The organism is Lysinibacter sp. HNR, assembly GCF_029760935.1.
Lineage (GTDB): Bacteria > Actinomycetota > Actinomycetes > Actinomycetales > Microbacteriaceae > HNR.
This window is the reverse complement of the sequence record NZ_CP121684.1, coordinates 1,957,589-1,972,820: the sequence shown is the minus strand read 5'-3', so window position 1 is coordinate 1,972,820 and position 15,232 is coordinate 1,957,589. Positions and strand designations below refer to the sequence as shown.

The 15,232-nt window shown below is 62.0% G+C and carries 14 protein-coding genes; 7 read left to right on the top strand and 7 right to left on the bottom strand.

The window, feature by feature from the left end; genetic code table 11:
* Positions 1 to 19 precede the first annotated feature (19 nt).
* Positions 20 to 1,240, bottom strand: coding sequence for a formaldehyde dehydrogenase, glutathione-independent (gene fdhA, locus FrondiHNR_RS08860; protein ID WP_279352415.1), 1,221 nt, complete (start codon positions 1,238 to 1,240; stop codon positions 20 to 22).
* A 203-nt stretch (positions 1,241 to 1,443) separates the two neighbouring features.
* Between fdhA and FrondiHNR_RS08855 the strand changes: the two genes are divergently transcribed.
* The 3 genes from FrondiHNR_RS08855 to moaA are packed head-to-tail and all read left to right on the top strand — an operon-like array spanning position 1,444 to position 3,607.
* Positions 1,444 to 2,061 carry a MogA/MoaB family molybdenum cofactor biosynthesis protein gene (locus FrondiHNR_RS08855; RefSeq protein ID WP_279352414.1) on the top strand — a complete coding sequence of 206 codons (618 nt, stop codon included), beginning with the start codon at positions 1,444 to 1,446 and terminating at the stop codon, positions 2,059 to 2,061.
* Positions 2,062 to 2,063: 2 nt separating this feature from the next.
* A complete protein-coding gene (locus FrondiHNR_RS08850) occupies positions 2,064 to 2,477 on the top strand; it encodes a molybdenum cofactor biosynthesis protein MoaE (protein ID WP_279352413.1) in 414 nt (137 codons plus the stop codon).
* Positions 2,474 to 3,607, top strand: a complete 1,134-nt coding sequence (gene moaA, locus FrondiHNR_RS08845) for a GTP 3',8-cyclase MoaA (protein WP_279352412.1) — start codon at positions 2,474 to 2,476, stop codon at positions 3,605 to 3,607. Before FrondiHNR_RS08850 ends, moaA begins: the two co-directional genes overlap by 4 nt.
* 90 nt (positions 3,608 to 3,697) lie before the next feature.
* On the opposite strand, the gene FrondiHNR_RS08840 is transcribed toward moaA, so the two are convergent.
* The 5 genes from FrondiHNR_RS08840 to glp are packed head-to-tail and all read right to left on the bottom strand — an operon-like array spanning position 3,698 to position 6,891.
* Positions 3,698 to 3,937, bottom strand: a complete 240-nt coding sequence (locus FrondiHNR_RS08840) for a MoaD/ThiS family protein (RefSeq protein ID WP_279352411.1) — start codon at positions 3,935 to 3,937, stop codon at positions 3,698 to 3,700.
* A 2-nt stretch (positions 3,938 to 3,939) separates the two neighbouring features.
* Positions 3,940 to 4,266 (bottom strand): DUF6457 domain-containing protein, encoded by a 327-nt coding sequence (locus FrondiHNR_RS08835; protein ID WP_279352410.1) that lies wholly within the window; start codon positions 4,264 to 4,266, stop codon positions 3,940 to 3,942.
* Positions 4,259 to 5,080, bottom strand: a complete 822-nt coding sequence (locus tag FrondiHNR_RS08830; protein ID WP_279352409.1) for an NTP transferase domain-containing protein — start codon at positions 5,078 to 5,080, stop codon at positions 4,259 to 4,261. The genes FrondiHNR_RS08835 and FrondiHNR_RS08830 overlap by 8 nt, the downstream gene beginning before the upstream one ends.
* A gap of 12 nt (positions 5,081 to 5,092) precedes the next feature.
* On the bottom strand, positions 5,093 to 5,605 hold the full coding sequence (gene moaC / locus FrondiHNR_RS08825) for a cyclic pyranopterin monophosphate synthase MoaC (protein ID WP_279352407.1): 513 nt from the start codon (positions 5,603 to 5,605) through the stop codon (positions 5,093 to 5,095).
* Positions 5,602 to 6,891: a gephyrin-like molybdotransferase Glp gene (glp, locus tag FrondiHNR_RS08820; RefSeq protein ID WP_279352406.1), complete on the bottom strand. Its 1,290-nt coding sequence runs from the start codon at positions 6,889 to 6,891 to the stop codon at positions 5,602 to 5,604. Before glp ends, moaC begins: the two co-directional genes overlap by 4 nt.
* 197 nt (positions 6,892 to 7,088) lie before the next feature.
* On the opposite strand from glp, the gene modA reads away from it, so the two are divergent.
* From modA to FrondiHNR_RS08795, 4 genes are all read left to right on the top strand, one after another.
* Positions 7,089 to 7,925 carry a molybdate ABC transporter substrate-binding protein gene (gene modA / locus FrondiHNR_RS08815; RefSeq protein WP_279352405.1) on the top strand — a complete coding sequence of 279 codons (837 nt, stop codon included), beginning with the start codon at positions 7,089 to 7,091 and terminating at the stop codon, positions 7,923 to 7,925.
* On the top strand, positions 7,922 to 10,180 hold the full coding sequence (locus FrondiHNR_RS08805) for an ABC transporter permease (protein ID WP_347567098.1): 2,259 nt from the start codon (positions 7,922 to 7,924) through the stop codon (positions 10,178 to 10,180). The genes modA and FrondiHNR_RS08805 overlap by 4 nt, the downstream gene beginning before the upstream one ends.
* Positions 10,181 to 10,450: 270 nt before the next feature.
* Complete coding sequence (gene fdhD / locus FrondiHNR_RS08800) at positions 10,451 to 11,419, top strand: formate dehydrogenase accessory sulfurtransferase FdhD (RefSeq protein ID WP_279352404.1); 969 nt, start codon at positions 10,451 to 10,453, stop codon at positions 11,417 to 11,419.
* Entirely contained in the window at positions 11,416 to 13,740 is a 2,325-nt protein-coding gene (locus FrondiHNR_RS08795) for an FdhF/YdeP family oxidoreductase (RefSeq protein ID WP_279352403.1), read from the top strand. The genes fdhD and FrondiHNR_RS08795 overlap by 4 nt, the downstream gene beginning before the upstream one ends.
* Before the next feature lie 112 nt (positions 13,741 to 13,852).
* On the opposite strand, the gene fmdA is transcribed toward FrondiHNR_RS08795, so the two are convergent.
* On the bottom strand, positions 13,853 to 15,115 hold the full coding sequence (gene fmdA, locus FrondiHNR_RS08790; protein ID WP_279352402.1) for a formamidase: 1,263 nt from the start codon (positions 15,113 to 15,115) through the stop codon (positions 13,853 to 13,855).
* Positions 15,116 to 15,232: the final 117 nt, after the last annotated feature.

Here is a 15,232-nt window from a genome sequence, read left to right as displayed (position 1 = left end):
TTGAGGATGCGGGGACCCGTTATTTGCCGTCGAGATACCCGTTGGGGTTGAGTACAAACTTGGTGGCGGCACCCGCGTCAAACTCGGCGTATCCGCGGGGCGCATCCTCAAGCGTGATTGCCTGAGCGTTGACGTTTTTAGCGATGTGGGCCCGATCGTGCAGGATCATTTGCATGAGGCCGCGGTGATACTTCATTACCGGACACTGGCCGGTTGCAAACGACAGTGATTTAGCCCAGCCGGTGCCGAGGCTGAGCGAGAGGGAACCCTTTTGCGCTGCGATGTCTACCCCGCCCGGGTCTCCCGTGACGTAGAGGCCCGGAATGCCCACAGAGCCTCCTGCCGTGGTAATGTCCATGAGGGAGTTGAGCACCGTGGCGGGGGCTTCTTGTCCCGAGCCCTGCCCATGACCGCGCGCCTCAAACCCCACCGCGTCGATGCCGCAGTCGACCTCGGGAATCCCCAGGATCTGCTCGATCTGCTCGGAGGGTTCTCCCCTGGTGAGGTCGATTGTCTCGCAGCCAAAGCTGCGGGCCTGGGCGAGTCTCTGCTCGTTCATATCCCCGACAATAACCACGGCGGCGCCGAGTAGTTGTGCTCCCGTTGCCGCGGCAAGTCCTACCGGACCGGCTCCCGCAACGTAGACGGTTGATCCCACTCCCACCCCGGCGGTGACGGCCCCGTGGAAGCCCGTGGGGAAAATATCGGAGAGCATCGTGAGGTCCATGATCTTTTCGAGGGCCTGGTCGCGGTCGGGAAACTTGAGGAGGTTCCAGTCCGCGTAGGGCACCAGAACGTACTCGGCCTGTCCGCCCACCCAGCCACCCATGTCTACATAGCCGTAGGCGCTGCCCGGGCGATCCGGATTAACGTTGAGACAGATTCCGGTCTTGCGTTCCTTGCAATTGCGGCAGCGTCCGCAGGAGATATTAAAGGGCACGGAGACGATGTCGCCGACCTTGATAAACTCAACGTCCGGCCCGGTTTCAACAACCTCTCCCGTGATCTCGTGTCCAAGCACCAGATCGATGGGGGCGGTGGTGCGCCCTCGAACCATGTGCTGATCCGATCCGCAGATATTTGTGGCGATCGTTTTGAGAATAACACCGTGTGGGACCTTGCGGCCCACATTGGCGGGGTTTACCCCGGGACCCTCCTTGAGCTCAAACGTGGGGTAGTCGATGTCAATGACCTCAACCTCGCCGGGACCCTTGTAAGCGACGGCTCTATTTTTTGACACGGAAGATCCTCCTTGATCGTAATTTGTGGGCGCTACCGATAGGAACGGAGCATGATCATTGTGGATTAGTGTACGTTACGTTGAAAAATAATCCAACAATTAGATTATTTCTTTTTGTTTGTGCAATTATAGTTGTGAAATATTTGCTATATAAATCCCGTTGCGCGTGGAGAAGCCGACCGTTCACGACTATTGTTAGTGGCATGGACGTCACCGTTTTGCCGCAGCCACCGAGGGTTGCAGTGATCGCGGTGTCCGATCGAGGTGCGGCCGGGATTCGTGACGACGTTTCGGGTCCCCTAGCTGTTTCTCACCTAGAGAACGCGGGATATGAGGTGCAGCCGCTCCGCCTGGTAAGCGACGGCCTGGAGACCGTTTCTCGTGCGTTGCGTGAGGCGCTGGCCGAGGGGGCACGGTTTGTGATCACCCTGGGGGGAACCGGCGTCTCACCTCGCGATCTCACACCTGAAGCAACCCGCCCCTTTCTCAGCACGGAGCTTCCCGGCATCGTCGAGGCTATTCGGATTGACGGTCTTACGCAGACTCCATTTGCCGCGCTCTCGCGTGGCATCGCCGGTGTTGCGAGGGGAGTTCCCACGGGCGACGTTTCAGGGGAACACGGTTCCGTGAATTTCGGTGAGAGGTCGAGAGTTGGTGAGGGTTCGAGAGCCGGTGAGGGTTCGGGCGTTGCTAACTTTTTGGGTGCCGCCGTGATTGTTAATCTCCCGGGCTCGCCCAAGGCCGTCGCTAGTGGCCTGCGTGTGCTGCTTCCTCTGCTTCCCCACCTCGACCATCAGCTCAGCGGCGGAGACCACGGATAATAATGACCATTTTGCGCATCAGCGATACCCCCCTCGATCTTGCGAGTCACCTCGAGGCTGTGGATTCTCCGCACAGTGGTGCGGTGGTGACCTTCATCGGACGGGTGCGGGATCACGACCCCGCGGTAACCGGGCCGGTCACCCTGCTGGAATACAGTGCCCACCCCTCGGCGGTGGAGGTGTTGCGCGGCCTGGTAGAGCGTATCGTTCCGAACGGAATCCTCGTTGCGGTAAGCCATCGGGTGGGACGCCTTGAGGTGGGTGACCTGGCGGTCATCGTGTGCGTGTCGAGCGCTCACCGGGCGGAAGCCTACGAGGTAAGCCGGAAACTCATCGAGGCGATCAAAGCCGAGCTACCCGTGTGGAAAAAACAGCATCGGGCGGACGGCACACACGATTGGGTGGGACTCTCATGACCGTTTGTGACTCTCCTCGCGCTGGAGGCTCCCGCGGGCCGGTTCCCCTCACCCTTACTCGCCGACCGGGCTCGGCGGTCGAGTACGTTCGGCTGAGTGAAACAGCGGTTCAAGAATCGGGTGCCGCGGCGGATAAGGGCGGGCTGGTTGATCGTTTTGGTCGGGTTCATCGTGACCTGCGCATCTCCCTCACCGATAAGTGTTCCCTCCGCTGCACCTACTGTATGCCCGAGGAGGGGGTTCCCTGGCTAGCCAAGTCGAGCATCCTAACCAGCGATGAGCTTGAACGGGTGGTGCGTGTTGCCGCGTCGCTGGGGATCACGAGCATACGGCTCACGGGAGGCGAGCCGTTGCTGCGCCAAGACATCGTTGATGTTGTTCGCCGAATAGCCCGCATTGAGGGGGAATCGGGGCCGCTTGGTGTGGCAATGACCACAAACGGCATCCGGCTTCCCGCGCTGATGGACGACCTGGTTGCGGCAGGACTGCAGCGGGTTAATATTAGCCTGGATACGCTTCGTCGTGATCGGTTTCACGAACTCACGCGCAGGGATAAACTCGCGGAGGTTTTAGCCGGGATTGAGGTTGCTCGTCTATCCGGCCTTGCGCCGCTCAAGATTAACGCGGTGGCGATGCGAGGGGTGAACGACGATGAGCTTGCCGACTTGGTGGCATTTGCCCTCGAGAATAACGCCCAGATGCGCTTTATCGAGCAGATGCCCCTGGACGCGGGACACACGTGGTCACGCGTCGAGATGGTGTCGGGCGAGGAGATACTGGAGAGCCTGCGCGCCAGGTTCACGCTCACACCGGTGCCGCAGCGTGGGGCGGCGCCCGCCGAGCTCTGGTACGTGAACGGCACGGAAAGCACCGTGGGTGTGATCGCCTCGGTCACCGCGCCGTTCTGTCACGCGTGCGACAGGGTTCGCCTCACCGCAGACGGCCAGCTACGTAACTGTCTTTTTTCTCGCACGGAGTCCAACCTGATTCCACTGGTGAGGGGTGGGGCCACGGACGAGGATATCGCGGCCCTCATGCGTCGCTGTATCACGGGTAAACTGCCGGGACACGGCATTAACGATCCGGGATTTTTGCAGCCCGATCGACCGATGAACGCGATAGGTGGTTGAGGCTGTGAGGTTATCTCCCTCGGAGTTGTGCACGCCCTCAGATCTGCAGGCGGAGGCAGGAAAGAACGCCGTTATCGATGGCTGGGTAGTTTATCCTCCCGCGAACGGGGGCATCACATCAACCGTCGCCCCCGCGGCGAGCGGTGTTTCGGGAGCGCTCTTTCTGACGCCGTTCACCAGGAAACTGCAGCGTTCAAGCACGGATTGAACCTCCCGCCCGCCATCAGCCGAGAGCAGCCTGGTGAGTTCTCCGAGGGTTTGTGCGCCCAACGTGAGGGCTTCCGCGCCCACGCTCTCCGCTGCTCCCGCAAACAGTCTGACGTGTACCATCGTTATTCTCCCTTGATTGTGCCGTTGTCTGGGGTCCAAGACTTCGCACGCTGCGTGATGGTCTCGGCTATCTCTCGCAGATCCTGTGTGCGTGATTCCGCGGTTGCCGTTGCGCTTCCGTGCGCACTGCTCTGTGCGCGGCCCAGTGCCAACCCCATAAGGAAGGTGCTGAGCGGGGCGGCAGGGCGGGCGACGCCGTGGGCGACGTCCCTCGCCACGTCAAGAACCACGGGGATTGAGACCTCGTCGGTAGACAGCCCCAATTCGGTGGCGAGCGCGGCCAGCCACGCGTTCAGGGCTTCCGGTGGAAGGTGTTTGGTGTCACTCACGGTGTTCTCCTTTGCTGCGGGGGTTTGTTGCGGTGTAAGCCCTTGCTGAAACTAGGTCGTCCTCGGTATCAATATCGGCGGATGCCCCGGTCTGATCAAGGACCTCCGCTATTCGAAGCCGCGATACAACAGAGCGCAGGGGGAGTCCCGAGGGGTTGCCACCGGCATCCGCTAGCGACGCTTCGATGGCCAGCTGGAGCGGTTCCGTGCGATAAAGGCCCGCTAACCACTGGAGCATTCCATGAGCGTCGCGCACGATGTAGGCCTCGGGGGCTGTCTCTGTTGTGGTGGGGGACTCCTGGTTTATGCTTCCGCGTGCGAGTGAGGGAGCCTGGGCTGCGGCTGGAGGAGTCTGGTCTAGAGTTGGGGTTGGGGTTGGGGTTGCCTGGGTTGCGGCCTCGAGCGTGCTAGCGGGGTACTGGGTCGCATTATGCCGGGCCGTGGCTCCTTGCAAGAGAAGGTCACACAGTTCCGCCGCTCTGGGAAGATCAACCGCGAGCAGAAGCACCCACTCTGCCGTGGCGAGCGAGAGACCGGCCGCAAGCGCCGCGACCGGTCCGCCAAACGGGGGGTCTTCACGAGTGTGAAGCACGGATAAGCTTGCGGGAGCGACCTTGCGGCTCCCCACAACGATGAGACGCTCGCTTCCGGATGCGTACGCGGCCCCCAGAACCGTATCGATGAGCCGGGCTCCTCCCACGCGCAGCTCGGCCTTGGCCACCCCACCCAAGCGAGTTCCACGGCCACCGGTCAAAACGATGGCATCGAGGGAGCGTAAAAATGTGCTGTCCTCCTCGGCTTCTCTGCCCGCCATCATCCTGCTCCCTCAACCTGAGGCGTCTTGGTGCGACCAATCACCGGCGTCTTCGCGTGACCAATCACCGGATTTTCCGCCGGTCTTGCGAAGAAGTTTAATATCGGTGATGCTCACCGACTTATCGAGGCTCTTGACCATGTCCACGAGGGCAAGTGCCGCAACCGACACGGCGGTAAAGGCCTCCATCTCCACTCCCGTGCGATCCGCGGTTCGTACGGTGGCGGTGACCCGCACCCCGGCATCCTCAATTGAGAGGTCAACGGCGGCACCGTGCACGCCGATCACATGGGCCAGGGGGAGCAGTTCCGCGCAGCGTTTTGCCCCCTGAATTCCGGCTATTCGGGCAACCGCAAGCACATCGCCCTTGGGAACGGTGCCGTCGCGAAGCGCCGCGATAACGGTGGTCCCGCAGAGCACAAATCCCGTTGCGGTGGCGCTGCGAACGGTGGGAGTCTTGGCCGTGACATCGACCATGCGGGCCTCGCCGGAGGCGTTTACGTGGGTAAAGGGTGCACTACTCATGATTCCACCAGTATGACACTCACGGTGTCACCCTCGCGCACCCGGGACACCTCAGCGGGAACCACGGCGTAGCCGTTGGCGCGCCCCAGCCCACCCACCAGGTGTGAACCCGATCCTCCCGCGGCGGCGGGTCGAACCGTCCAGGGTCCCCGGGCGGGTGTTGTGGCAATCACGGGAATGTATTGGGTGCGGCCCTCCGGGGTCTTCCATCCCATCTCGGCCACCGCATCCCGAGGCGCGCGATCCGTGCCTTCGCGTCCCTGCATGGCGAGAAGCGCCGGGCGCACAAAAACCTCAAACGACACCCAGGCGCTCACCGGGTTACCGGGAAGCCCAAAAACGGGGATGCCCCCGGGGAGAGTGCCAAATCCCTGGGGCTTCCCGGGCTGCATCGACACGCGCACAAAGTCGACGGAGCCCGTGGGGGCCAGAACCGCTTTCACCACATCGTAGGCACCAACGCTCACGCCACCCGTGAGCACAACGGCATCGGAGATTGCGGCGGACTCGTCGAGGACAAGCCGCAGCGCCCGCTCATCGTCGGGGACGCGCAGCGTCGCAACGGTCTCAGCTCCGCAGGCGGTCACAAGCGCCGCGATCAAGAGAGAGTTGGAGTCGGGAATCTGCCCGTGTGCCAGCGGCTTGCCGGGGGCAACAAGCTCGCTGCCCGTTGCAATCACGGTGACTCGGGGCCGAGGATGCACGGATACGCTTCCAACACCGGCGGATGCGATGGCGGCAACCCTTTCGGCGGTCAGTACCTCGCCGCGCGACGCCACCGTCTCGTCCCGCCGGGTGTCCTCACCCGCTCGGCGAATGTGGGCGCCCGGGCGAGGCTCCGTGGTAACGAGGATGCGCGTGCCCGGGCTTTGGGTGTGCGGAGTTTGCGTGTGTGTGCCCGGAGTTTGCGTGCGCGTGCCCGGGTCGTGGGGTGTGATTTCCGTGTGCTCAAGCGGCACGACCGCGTCGGCGCTCGCGGGAACGGGTGCGCCCGTCATAATGCGCGCGGCCTGACCCTTCTCTAAAGTCGGTGTGAGAGAAGACCCCGCGGGGATATCCGCCACCACCTCGAGGCTTACGGGTTGCTCAGCGGAGGTCCCCGCAACATCGGCCTGTCGAACGGCGTACCCGTCCATGGCAGAGTTATCCCACAGGGGAATATCGTGTTGTGAGCGTACGTTCTCCGCCAGGGTGAGCCGGTGAGCCCGGTCGATGGGGACGGTCGACGGGGGGAGGACAGCGATGCGGGTCAGCACCGCGGCCAGGTGTTCTTCAACGGAGATCATGCGGGAAAAGCATCCTTACTCTTGTTGCAGCAGCCTGCTGACCCCGAACCGAACCGTGTCGGTTTTGTTCGGGCGCGACCCCGACTTTTACGAGGGTAAACGGCTTGGCCTCCACGCTACCCGTTCCCGGCGTCAAAAGCACGGGTATGACGTGCAACGGGTAGAAGTGAGTTGCGGGCAGGTGTTAGCATCCGACTATGCGATTAATCACAGGGGCTATTCTCACGCGTGTCATTATCGCAGCCGCTTTAGTGCTTCCCCTCGCGGCCTGTTCTCCGCGGGCCGCTCAGGACAGCGACTCGGGGTCACACTCGGAGGAGAACGTTAAGCTCACCGTTTTTGCGGCGGCATCTCTTCGCGATGTTTTTGACGAGCTTACCGAGGCCTTTAGCGTTCATAACCCCAACATCACCTTCGCCCCCAGCACCTTTGACGGTTCCTCCGCCCTCCTCGCCCAGATTGCCGAGGGGGCACCCGCCGATATTTTTGCTGCCGCCGATGCCCGCACGATGAGCAACGCGTCCGATCGGGGACTCTTGAACAACGGATCCCTTCCCGCCGGTGAAGCCCTCGTTTTTGCCACAAACATACTCACGCTTGTGGTTCCGCCGGACAACCCCGGGGGTGTTACCTCGCTCGCGGATCTTTCCCGCGATACGGTGCGGACCGTGCTCTGCGCACCCGAGGTGCCCTGCGGGAGCGCCTCGAACACGCTTCTGGACAGACAGGGGGTTGTGGTGAGCCCGGTGAGTCAGGAATTGAGCGTGACGGCCGTGCTCACCAAGGTTGCCATGGGTGAGGCCGATGCCGGACTTGTCTATGTGACGGATGCCCGCGCCGCGGGTGACACCGTCCGCCAGATTGAGATAACTGGTGCCGAGAGCGTTGTTAATGAGTATCCGGCCTCCGTGGTGGCGGCCTCTTCGCACCCGGAAGAGGCTGCCGAGTTCATCCGTTTTCTTGAGTCCACGGAAGCCAGCAGAATATTTGAGTCTCACGGTTTTGGTGTTCCCGGGGTGCCGGAAACACGATGAAAAAAGCGCCCACCCTGCTCTACGTTCCGGCGATTCTGGGGTTGGCGCTGCTTATCCTCCCCCTCGCCGGGCTGGTTGCCCGGGCGGACTGGGCCACCCTTCCCGCGGCAATCACCAGCGAACAAGCCCTTCAGGCGCTGGGGCTGTCCCTGCTTACGGCAAGCCTGGCAACCCTGCTCTGCGTGCTACTTGGCGCGCCGCTTGCCGTGATCATGTCGCGTAGCGGACCCCGGATAGCGGGGGTGCTGCGCGCGCTCGTGACCATACCGCTCGTGATGCCCCCGCTCGTGGGGGGAATCGCGCTGCTCTACCTCTTCGGGGTTAACGGGCTGCTCGGGCACACCCTGCAACTGCTGGGAGGCATCCGGCTTCCCTTCAGTACCGCGGCGGTTGTCATCGCGCAGACCTTCGTAGCCATGCCGTTTTTTGTGATTACGGTGGAGGGAGCCCTGCGCAGCGTGGGAACCCGCTATGAACGTGCGGCGGCCACGCTGGGGGCGTCGCCCTGGACCGTGCTGCGGCGAGTCACTCTCCCTCTCGTAAGGCCCGCCCTTATCGCCGGAGTTGTGCTGAGCTTTTCGCGGGCGCTGGGCGAGTTTGGTGCAACAGCCCTTTTTGCGGGAAATACCCCCGGGGTCACCCGCACCATGCCGCTTGCGATCTACACCGCGTTTAACGGCGCGGGGGTCTCCACCAACACCGCGGTTGCCCTGTCCCTGCTACTGCTTGTGGTCTCGCTCACCATGCTCATTATTCTGCGCGGGTGGCGTCCGGGGGTCGTGGGAGCCGGATCCGTAGGGTCGAGTGCTGGGGGATCGGGTATTGTCGGGTCGGGTGCCGGGGAAGCGGGCGTTGCCGGGCTGAGTATCAGGGAGCCGGGCGCTGCTGAATCGGGTATTGCCGAGCCGGAGTCCGCCGGACTGAGCGTCGGAGATCGAGGTGTTGCCCACGAGCAAGTGCGTGATCGGAGGATATCGCGGGCGGAGGGTCACCCACCCTTAGGTCTTGCTGCGGACGTAGAGGTTTCGCGGGGCGACTTCAACCTATCCGCATCACTCCGTGTTGAGGGAGGAGAGGTGGTTGCGCTGCTGGGACCCAACGGTTCCGGCAAATCAACCCTCCTCGCGGCGCTGGCAGGTTTTCTCCCGCTAGACCGAGGCCGAATCAGCGTGGCCGAAAACACGATTTCCAGCACGGATACCCGGGCACTGCGGGTGCCGCCGTACCGTCGTGGAATCGGGCTTCTTGAGCAGGACCCCGGGCTTTTTCCTCATCTCACGATTCGAGAGAATGTTGCCTTTGGCCCCCGTTCGCAGGGTGCAGATAGGCGTGAGTCTCTGGCCCTGGCAGACCGCTGGCTCGCCGACGTGGGGCTTGCGGGTGCGGGTTCCGCACACCCGCACGAACTGTCCGGAGGGCAACAGCAGAGGGTTGCCCTTGCCCGCACGTTTGCGGCCCGCCCCGGAGTGATTCTTCTTGACGAACCGTTCGCATCCCTCGACGTTGCAACTGCTGATGATATTCGTCAACTTGTTGGCGAGCAGTTAGCCGCCACAAACATAACAGCGCTTATCGTGAGTCACGATATTGTGGATGGGTTTGCGCTTGCCTCTCGCAGCATCGTTCTTGATCGGGGGTGTGTTGTGGAAGAGGCCTCAACCCCCACCCTTATGGTTGCTCCACGAAGCGTTTTTGCCGCGCGTCTGGTTGGGCTCAATCGGCTGGAAGGGGTGGTGAGCGCGGAGGATGCGGTGATTGCGGATGTTGCTGAGGGTGTGCAGGGTGTTGAGAAGCTGAGGCAGGAGGCCTTCTGCGTTCTTCTCCCCGGCGGGCACCGGATCGTGGCCTCAAGAGGCGTTGACACCACACCAGCTCTAGGGTCAGAGGGGACCTCCGCCGCGAGACTTCGGCCGGGGCATCCGGCTACGGTACTTTTCCATCCGGGGGACGTTGCGATTAGCGTGAATCGGGCGGATTCTGCATCCGGAACTAACTCGTGGCGGGCCCGGGTGAGGGGGCTGTCGCACACCCCCCGAGCATTGACGATTCGGCTGAGCCTGGTTCCTCAGGCGGGTGATATCAATCCGGCCCCCACCTTGATCGTGGCGGAGGTTCGCATGGAGGACGCCGCGCTCCACGGCCTGAGGCCCGGCGTGACGGTTTGGGTGAGCGTGGAGCCCTCAGCCGTGGCAATTTATCCCACCTATAGCCTCCGACCGCGGGAGAGTGGAGCGCTGGTTACAGATACACGGTAACGTGACCGTTTTGGCAGACGCCTTGCTTAAGGGATGTTTCTTCGCGGTGGCGAAGGTGGCCTGTGCCCTTGGTGAAGGCAACCTCGGGCAATCGAGGAGGGTGAGAGTAACAGCTCGTACGGGCTGCGTGAACTCTACGAGTCTACGGGTCAAAAAGAGCTGTATCATGCTCTCACTCAGGACATGATGCTGTTGGGACTTCTCACGAATGATGGGGAAGCCTCGTCCGACCCCCTTGCCTAGCTCGCGGGGAGATGATAGACATGAAATGTGGGCAGAATAACGGTTCGACGGCGAATTACGCGTATAACGGTGGGGTCAGCGCCCCGCAGGCGAGAAGACGTGCTTGCGGCGGAGGAACCCCTAGAGATTAGGGTGGGCGGTCAGTCGCTCGCCATCACCATGCGCACGCCCGGCAACGACTTTGATCTGGCGGTGGGATTTCTGGTCTCCGAGGGCATCGTCTCTCGGGGGGAGCAGGTGAGCAGCGTGCGCTATTGCGCGGGTGCCCGCCCGGGCAGCCCCACTAACGAGTACAACGTTCTTGATGTGACCCTGGCGCCCGGCGTTCCCGCACCCGATCCGAGCCTCGAGCGTTCCTTTTACACCACCAGCTCGTGCGGTCTCTGCGGCAAGGCGAGTATTGATGCGGTGCGCACCACCTCCGCCTACACGGTTGCCGCCGACCCGATGCGGATCAGTGCCCGCACCCTCACAACTTTTCCCGAAATACTGCGCTCCCGACAGGCGGTCTTTGAGAAGACCGGCGGGCTGCACGCGGCCGCCCTCTTTGATGCCACAACGAGCCAGATGCTTATGCTGTGTGAGGATGTAGGTCGGCACAATGCCGTGGACAAGGTGATTGGCTGGGCCGCGGCAAACCACAGGCTGCCGCTCACAGGTACCGTCCTCATGGTTTCGGGCCGGGCCAGTTTTGAACTCACCCAGAAGGCGCTGATGGCGGGCATTCCCCTGCTCGCGGCGGTGTCGGCACCGTCGTCCTTGGCGGTGGAGCTGGCAGACGAGGCCGGAATCACCCTGGTCGGCTTTTTGCGCGGAGACTCCATGGTTGTGTACAGCGGTGCTGAGCGCATTGTCGAAGAGGAGACCACTGATGAAGCTGTGGGCGGAACTCTGGCGGCAAGCCAGGAAGAAGCCCTGGGAATAACCCCCGACGCGGCCCCGAAAACTTCATCCGCCCACCCCCTGAACACCCCCGAGAAAGTGAGCGCTTCATGACCCCCAAGGCCCCCATCGAAGACGTTTCAGACGACAACATTGAGGTGACCCACGAGAAGGAGTGGGCCGCCGGTGTCCCGGGTGTGATGCACGCCATGGGTCCGGCCCTCAGCCGCATGGGTGTTGTCCGCTCGGCAAAGCTGCTCACCTCGATCAACCAGAAGCACGGTTTTGACTGCATGAGCTGCGCCTGGCCCGATCCCGATCATCGCAAGATCGCGGAGTTCTGCGAAAACGGAGCAAAGGCCGTCACCTGGGAGGCTACGCCCCTCACTATCCCGCGCAGCTTCTGGGCGGAAAACTCGCTCACCAGCATGCTCGATAAGTCGGAGTACTGGCTGGGAATGCAGGGCAGATTGGTTGAACCGCTCCACAAGCCCGCAGACAAAGATCACTACGAACCCATCTCGTGGGACGATGCCTTTGGCATCATCGCCGAGAAGCTCAACGGCCTCGACTCCCCAAACGAAGCCGCGTTCTACACCAGTGGACGGGCCTCCAACGAGGCCGCGTTTGCCTACCAACTTTTTGTGCGGGCCTTTGGCACCAACAACCTGCCCGACTGCTCCAACATGTGCCACGAATCAACGGGCACGGCCATGCTCGACACCCTGGGAATCGGAAAGTCCACCGTGGCCTACAACGACTTTGAGAAGGCCGACCTGATCATCATCATGGGTCAAAACCCGGGCACCAACCACCCCCGCATGCTCACCACGCTGGAGGATGCCAAAAAAGCGGGTGCCACAATCGTCACGGTCAACCCCCTCCCCGAGGCGGGTCTCATGCGCTACAAGAACCCACAAACCGTTAACGGCGTGATCGGGCACGGCACAAAGCTCACCGACCAGTTTCTTCAGGTGCGACTCGGCGGAGATATGGCCCTGCTCCAGGCCGTGTCAAAACGGGTGCTTGAGGCCGAGAAGAAAAACCCGGGAACGGTTCTCGACCACGAATTTCTTGCGGAGCACACGGACGGGCTTGACGCCTTCACCGCACACCTCGAAAATCTTGACGGTAGCGAGGTTCTGGCGGCAACGGGACTCACCGAGGCCCAGATCGACGAACTGGCCCAGCGCTACATCGCCGCCGACCGGGTCATCATCACCTGGGCCATGGGAATTACCCAGCACAAGAAGGCCGTCGACACCATTAAAGAGGCCGTTAACCTCCTGCTCCTGCGCGGCAATATTGGTAAACCGGGTGCCGGAGCATCCCCGATTCGCGGTCACAGCAACGTGCAGGGAGATCGCACCATGGGTATTTGGGAGAAGATGCCTCCCGAATTTCTTGACGCCCTGCAACACGAGTTTAACTTTGATCCGCCCCGCGAAGAAGGTTACGACTCCGTTCACGGTATCCAAGCCATGCAGCGGGGTGAGATTCGGGCGTGGATCGCGCTCGGCGGAAACTTTGTGGCCGCTATCTCTGACTCCAAAGCGGTCGAGAAGGCAATGCGCGGCACGGAGCTCACCGTTCAGATCTCCACCAAGCTCAATCGCTCACACGTCGTCACTGGCAAAGAGGCGCTCATCCTCCCCACGCTGGGCCGCACCGAGATCGATAGGCAGGCCTCCGGCGAGCAATTTGTCACGGTTGAAGATTCGGTGTGTGCGGTACACGCGTCTCACGGACGGGTGGAGCCGGTGGGCCCCGGACTGCTCTCCGAGGTGGCGATCGTGTCCCGCATGGGACGCGCGGTGGTCGGTGATCGTATCAAGGTCGATTGGGCCGGGTTTGAGGCCAACTACGACACCATTCGAGAGCACATCAGCCGCGTGGTGCCCGGCTGTGAAGACTACAACAAGAAGGTGCGGCAGGAGGGCGGATTTGTCCTCCCCAACGGTCCGCGCGACAGCAGAACCTTCCACACGGCAACGGGTAAGGCCCGTATCACGGTCAACGAGCTGGAGCATGTCGAGTGCCCGCCCGGACGCCTCCTGCTGCAGACACTGCGTTCGCACGACCAATTTAACACCACTATCTACAGCCTCAACGACCGCTATCGCGGGATTAAAAAGGGTCGCAACGTTATCTTTATTAATCCGGATGATCTGGTCGAACTGGGTCTTCGCGACGGGCAGACGGTAGACATCTTTAGCGAGTGGGAGGATGAGCCCGACCGGGTGCTTCGCGGCTTCCGCACAGTGTCTTTCCCCACGGCGCGCGGCTGTGCCGCAGCGTACTTTCCCGAGGCCAATGTGCTTGTTCCCCTTTCGAGCACGGCAGAGAGGAGCAACACCCCCGTGTCGAAGTCGGTGGTAATCCGCGTAGAGCCGGGTCTCTCACCGGCTCCGGTGGGGCGTCCGCTCGTCGTGTAGGTGTGAAGGCGGGCACCAGATGCTCAGAGTCGGGTACCCGCCCGTGCGGTGATGAAATTGCGGCTTGTATCGTGTAGCTACGAGCTACGAGCTACGAGCTACGAGCTACGAGCTACGAGCTACGATCCGCTGCCCGCGGTGCACCGATTCCCGGATCAATCTGGAACGGACCCGATACCGAGGGTCGCACATCAAAATCAAAAATTGACGTGGGGATATACACGGTCGAACAGGAATTGGGGATATCGACCACTCCCGAGAGCCTTCCCTCGATGGGGGCTGCACCCAGCAAGAGGTAGGCCTGCTCGGGGCTGTAACCAAACTTGGTGAGGTAATCGATGGCGTGCAGGCAGGCCCGCTGATACGACAGGTGAGAATCGAGGTAGCGCTGTTCCCCGTCAAGCGTGACAGACGTTCCCGAGAAGGCCAGCCACTCGCTAAACTGCGGCTCAACGTTTCCGGGCATAAAGATGGCGTGCTCGTGCACTCCGTAGGTCTCCATGCCACCCGGGATAATCTCTACGCGCAGATCGATAAACCCACCCATCTCAATGGCCCCGCAGAAGGTGATCTCGCCGTCACCCTGTGAGAAATGCAGGTCGCCAACCGAGAGATTGGCGCCGTCAACAAAGACGGGATAGAACACGCGAGATCCTTTCGAGAGATTCTTAATGTCCTGGTTGCCGCCGTTCTCACGCGGCGGTGCGGTGCGCGCGGCCTCACCTCCCACCCGGGCCCGCTCCGCGGCCGCAACCCCGCCGAGCACGGCGTGCTCTGCCTCGGGCGGGAGCGCGAGCGGCGGAACCCGGTGCGGGTCGGTGGCGATCAGATCGCCCTCGCGCTTGTTCCACTTCGCGAGCAGGGCCGCCGAGGGTGCAGTTCCCATGAGTCCCGGGTGGGTGAGCCCCGTGAAGGACACGTGCGGGATGTGCCTGGAGGTTGCAACCTGGCCGCTAAAGTCCCAGACTGCCTTGTAGGCATCCGGAAATTGATCGGTGAGGAAACTACCGCCGTTGCCCCGCGAAAAGATGCCGGTATAGCCCCAGCCCTGACCGGCGAGGGGGCCCGAGTCCTCCTGGGGAATAGGGCCTACATCGAGGATGTCGACCACGAGCAGGTCGCCGGGCTTTGCGCCCTCGACCGCAAAGGGTCCGCTCAGCTTGTGCACGGTGAGCAGCGGCGCGTTCAGGATGTCTTCGGCCGAGTCGTCGTTCACAATCGCGCCGTCGAACCACTCGCGGCAGTCCACACGAAAAGAGTCGCCGGACTTCACGGTGGCGACGGGCGGGATCTCGGGATGCCACCTGTTGTGGCCGAGCTTTTCTTGGCTCTCAAATTTTTTGTTTGAATCGAGAGGAAATAATACTTCTGGCATTGTTCTTCTTTCTCTTGGGGATACCTTGGGGTGAATTGGTGCGTCACAACCGGGGTGGATGTGTTGCAGCCTGTGTGTACGTCATGACTTGGATGGGGTGCGTAGCAACCGGTGTAT

Bases quoted from the DNA above. Each gene is read 5' to 3' on its own strand.
- FrondiHNR_RS08805 (WP_347567098.1), top strand. From the start codon at position 7,922: ATGAAAAAAGCGCCCACCCTGCTCTACGTTCCGGCGATTCTGGGGTTG.
- moaA (WP_279352412.1), top strand. From the start codon at position 2,474: ATGACCGTTTGTGACTCTCCTCGCGCTGGAGGCTCCCGCGGGCCGGTT.
- FrondiHNR_RS08840 (WP_279352411.1), bottom strand. From the start codon at position 3,937: ATGGTACACGTCAGACTGTTTGCGGGAGCAGCGGAGAGCGTGGGCGCG.
- FrondiHNR_RS08855 (WP_279352414.1), top strand. From the start codon at position 1,444: ATGGACGTCACCGTTTTGCCGCAGCCACCGAGGGTTGCAGTGATCGCG.
- FrondiHNR_RS08850 (WP_279352413.1), top strand. From the start codon at position 2,064: ATGACCATTTTGCGCATCAGCGATACCCCCCTCGATCTTGCGAGTCAC.
- moaC (WP_279352407.1), bottom strand. From the start codon at position 5,605: ATGAGTAGTGCACCCTTTACCCACGTAAACGCCTCCGGCGAGGCCCGC.
- glp (WP_279352406.1), bottom strand. From the start codon at position 6,891: ATGATCTCCGTTGAAGAACACCTGGCCGCGGTGCTGACCCGCATCGCT.
- FrondiHNR_RS08795 (WP_279352403.1), top strand. From the start codon at position 11,416: ATGACCCCCAAGGCCCCCATCGAAGACGTTTCAGACGACAACATTGAG.
- fmdA (WP_279352402.1), bottom strand. From the start codon at position 15,115: ATGCCAGAAGTATTATTTCCTCTCGATTCAAACAAAAAATTTGAGAGC.
- modA (WP_279352405.1), top strand. From the start codon at position 7,089: ATGCGATTAATCACAGGGGCTATTCTCACGCGTGTCATTATCGCAGCC.
- FrondiHNR_RS08830 (WP_279352409.1), bottom strand. From the start codon at position 5,080: ATGGCGGGCAGAGAAGCCGAGGAGGACAGCACATTTTTACGCTCCCTC.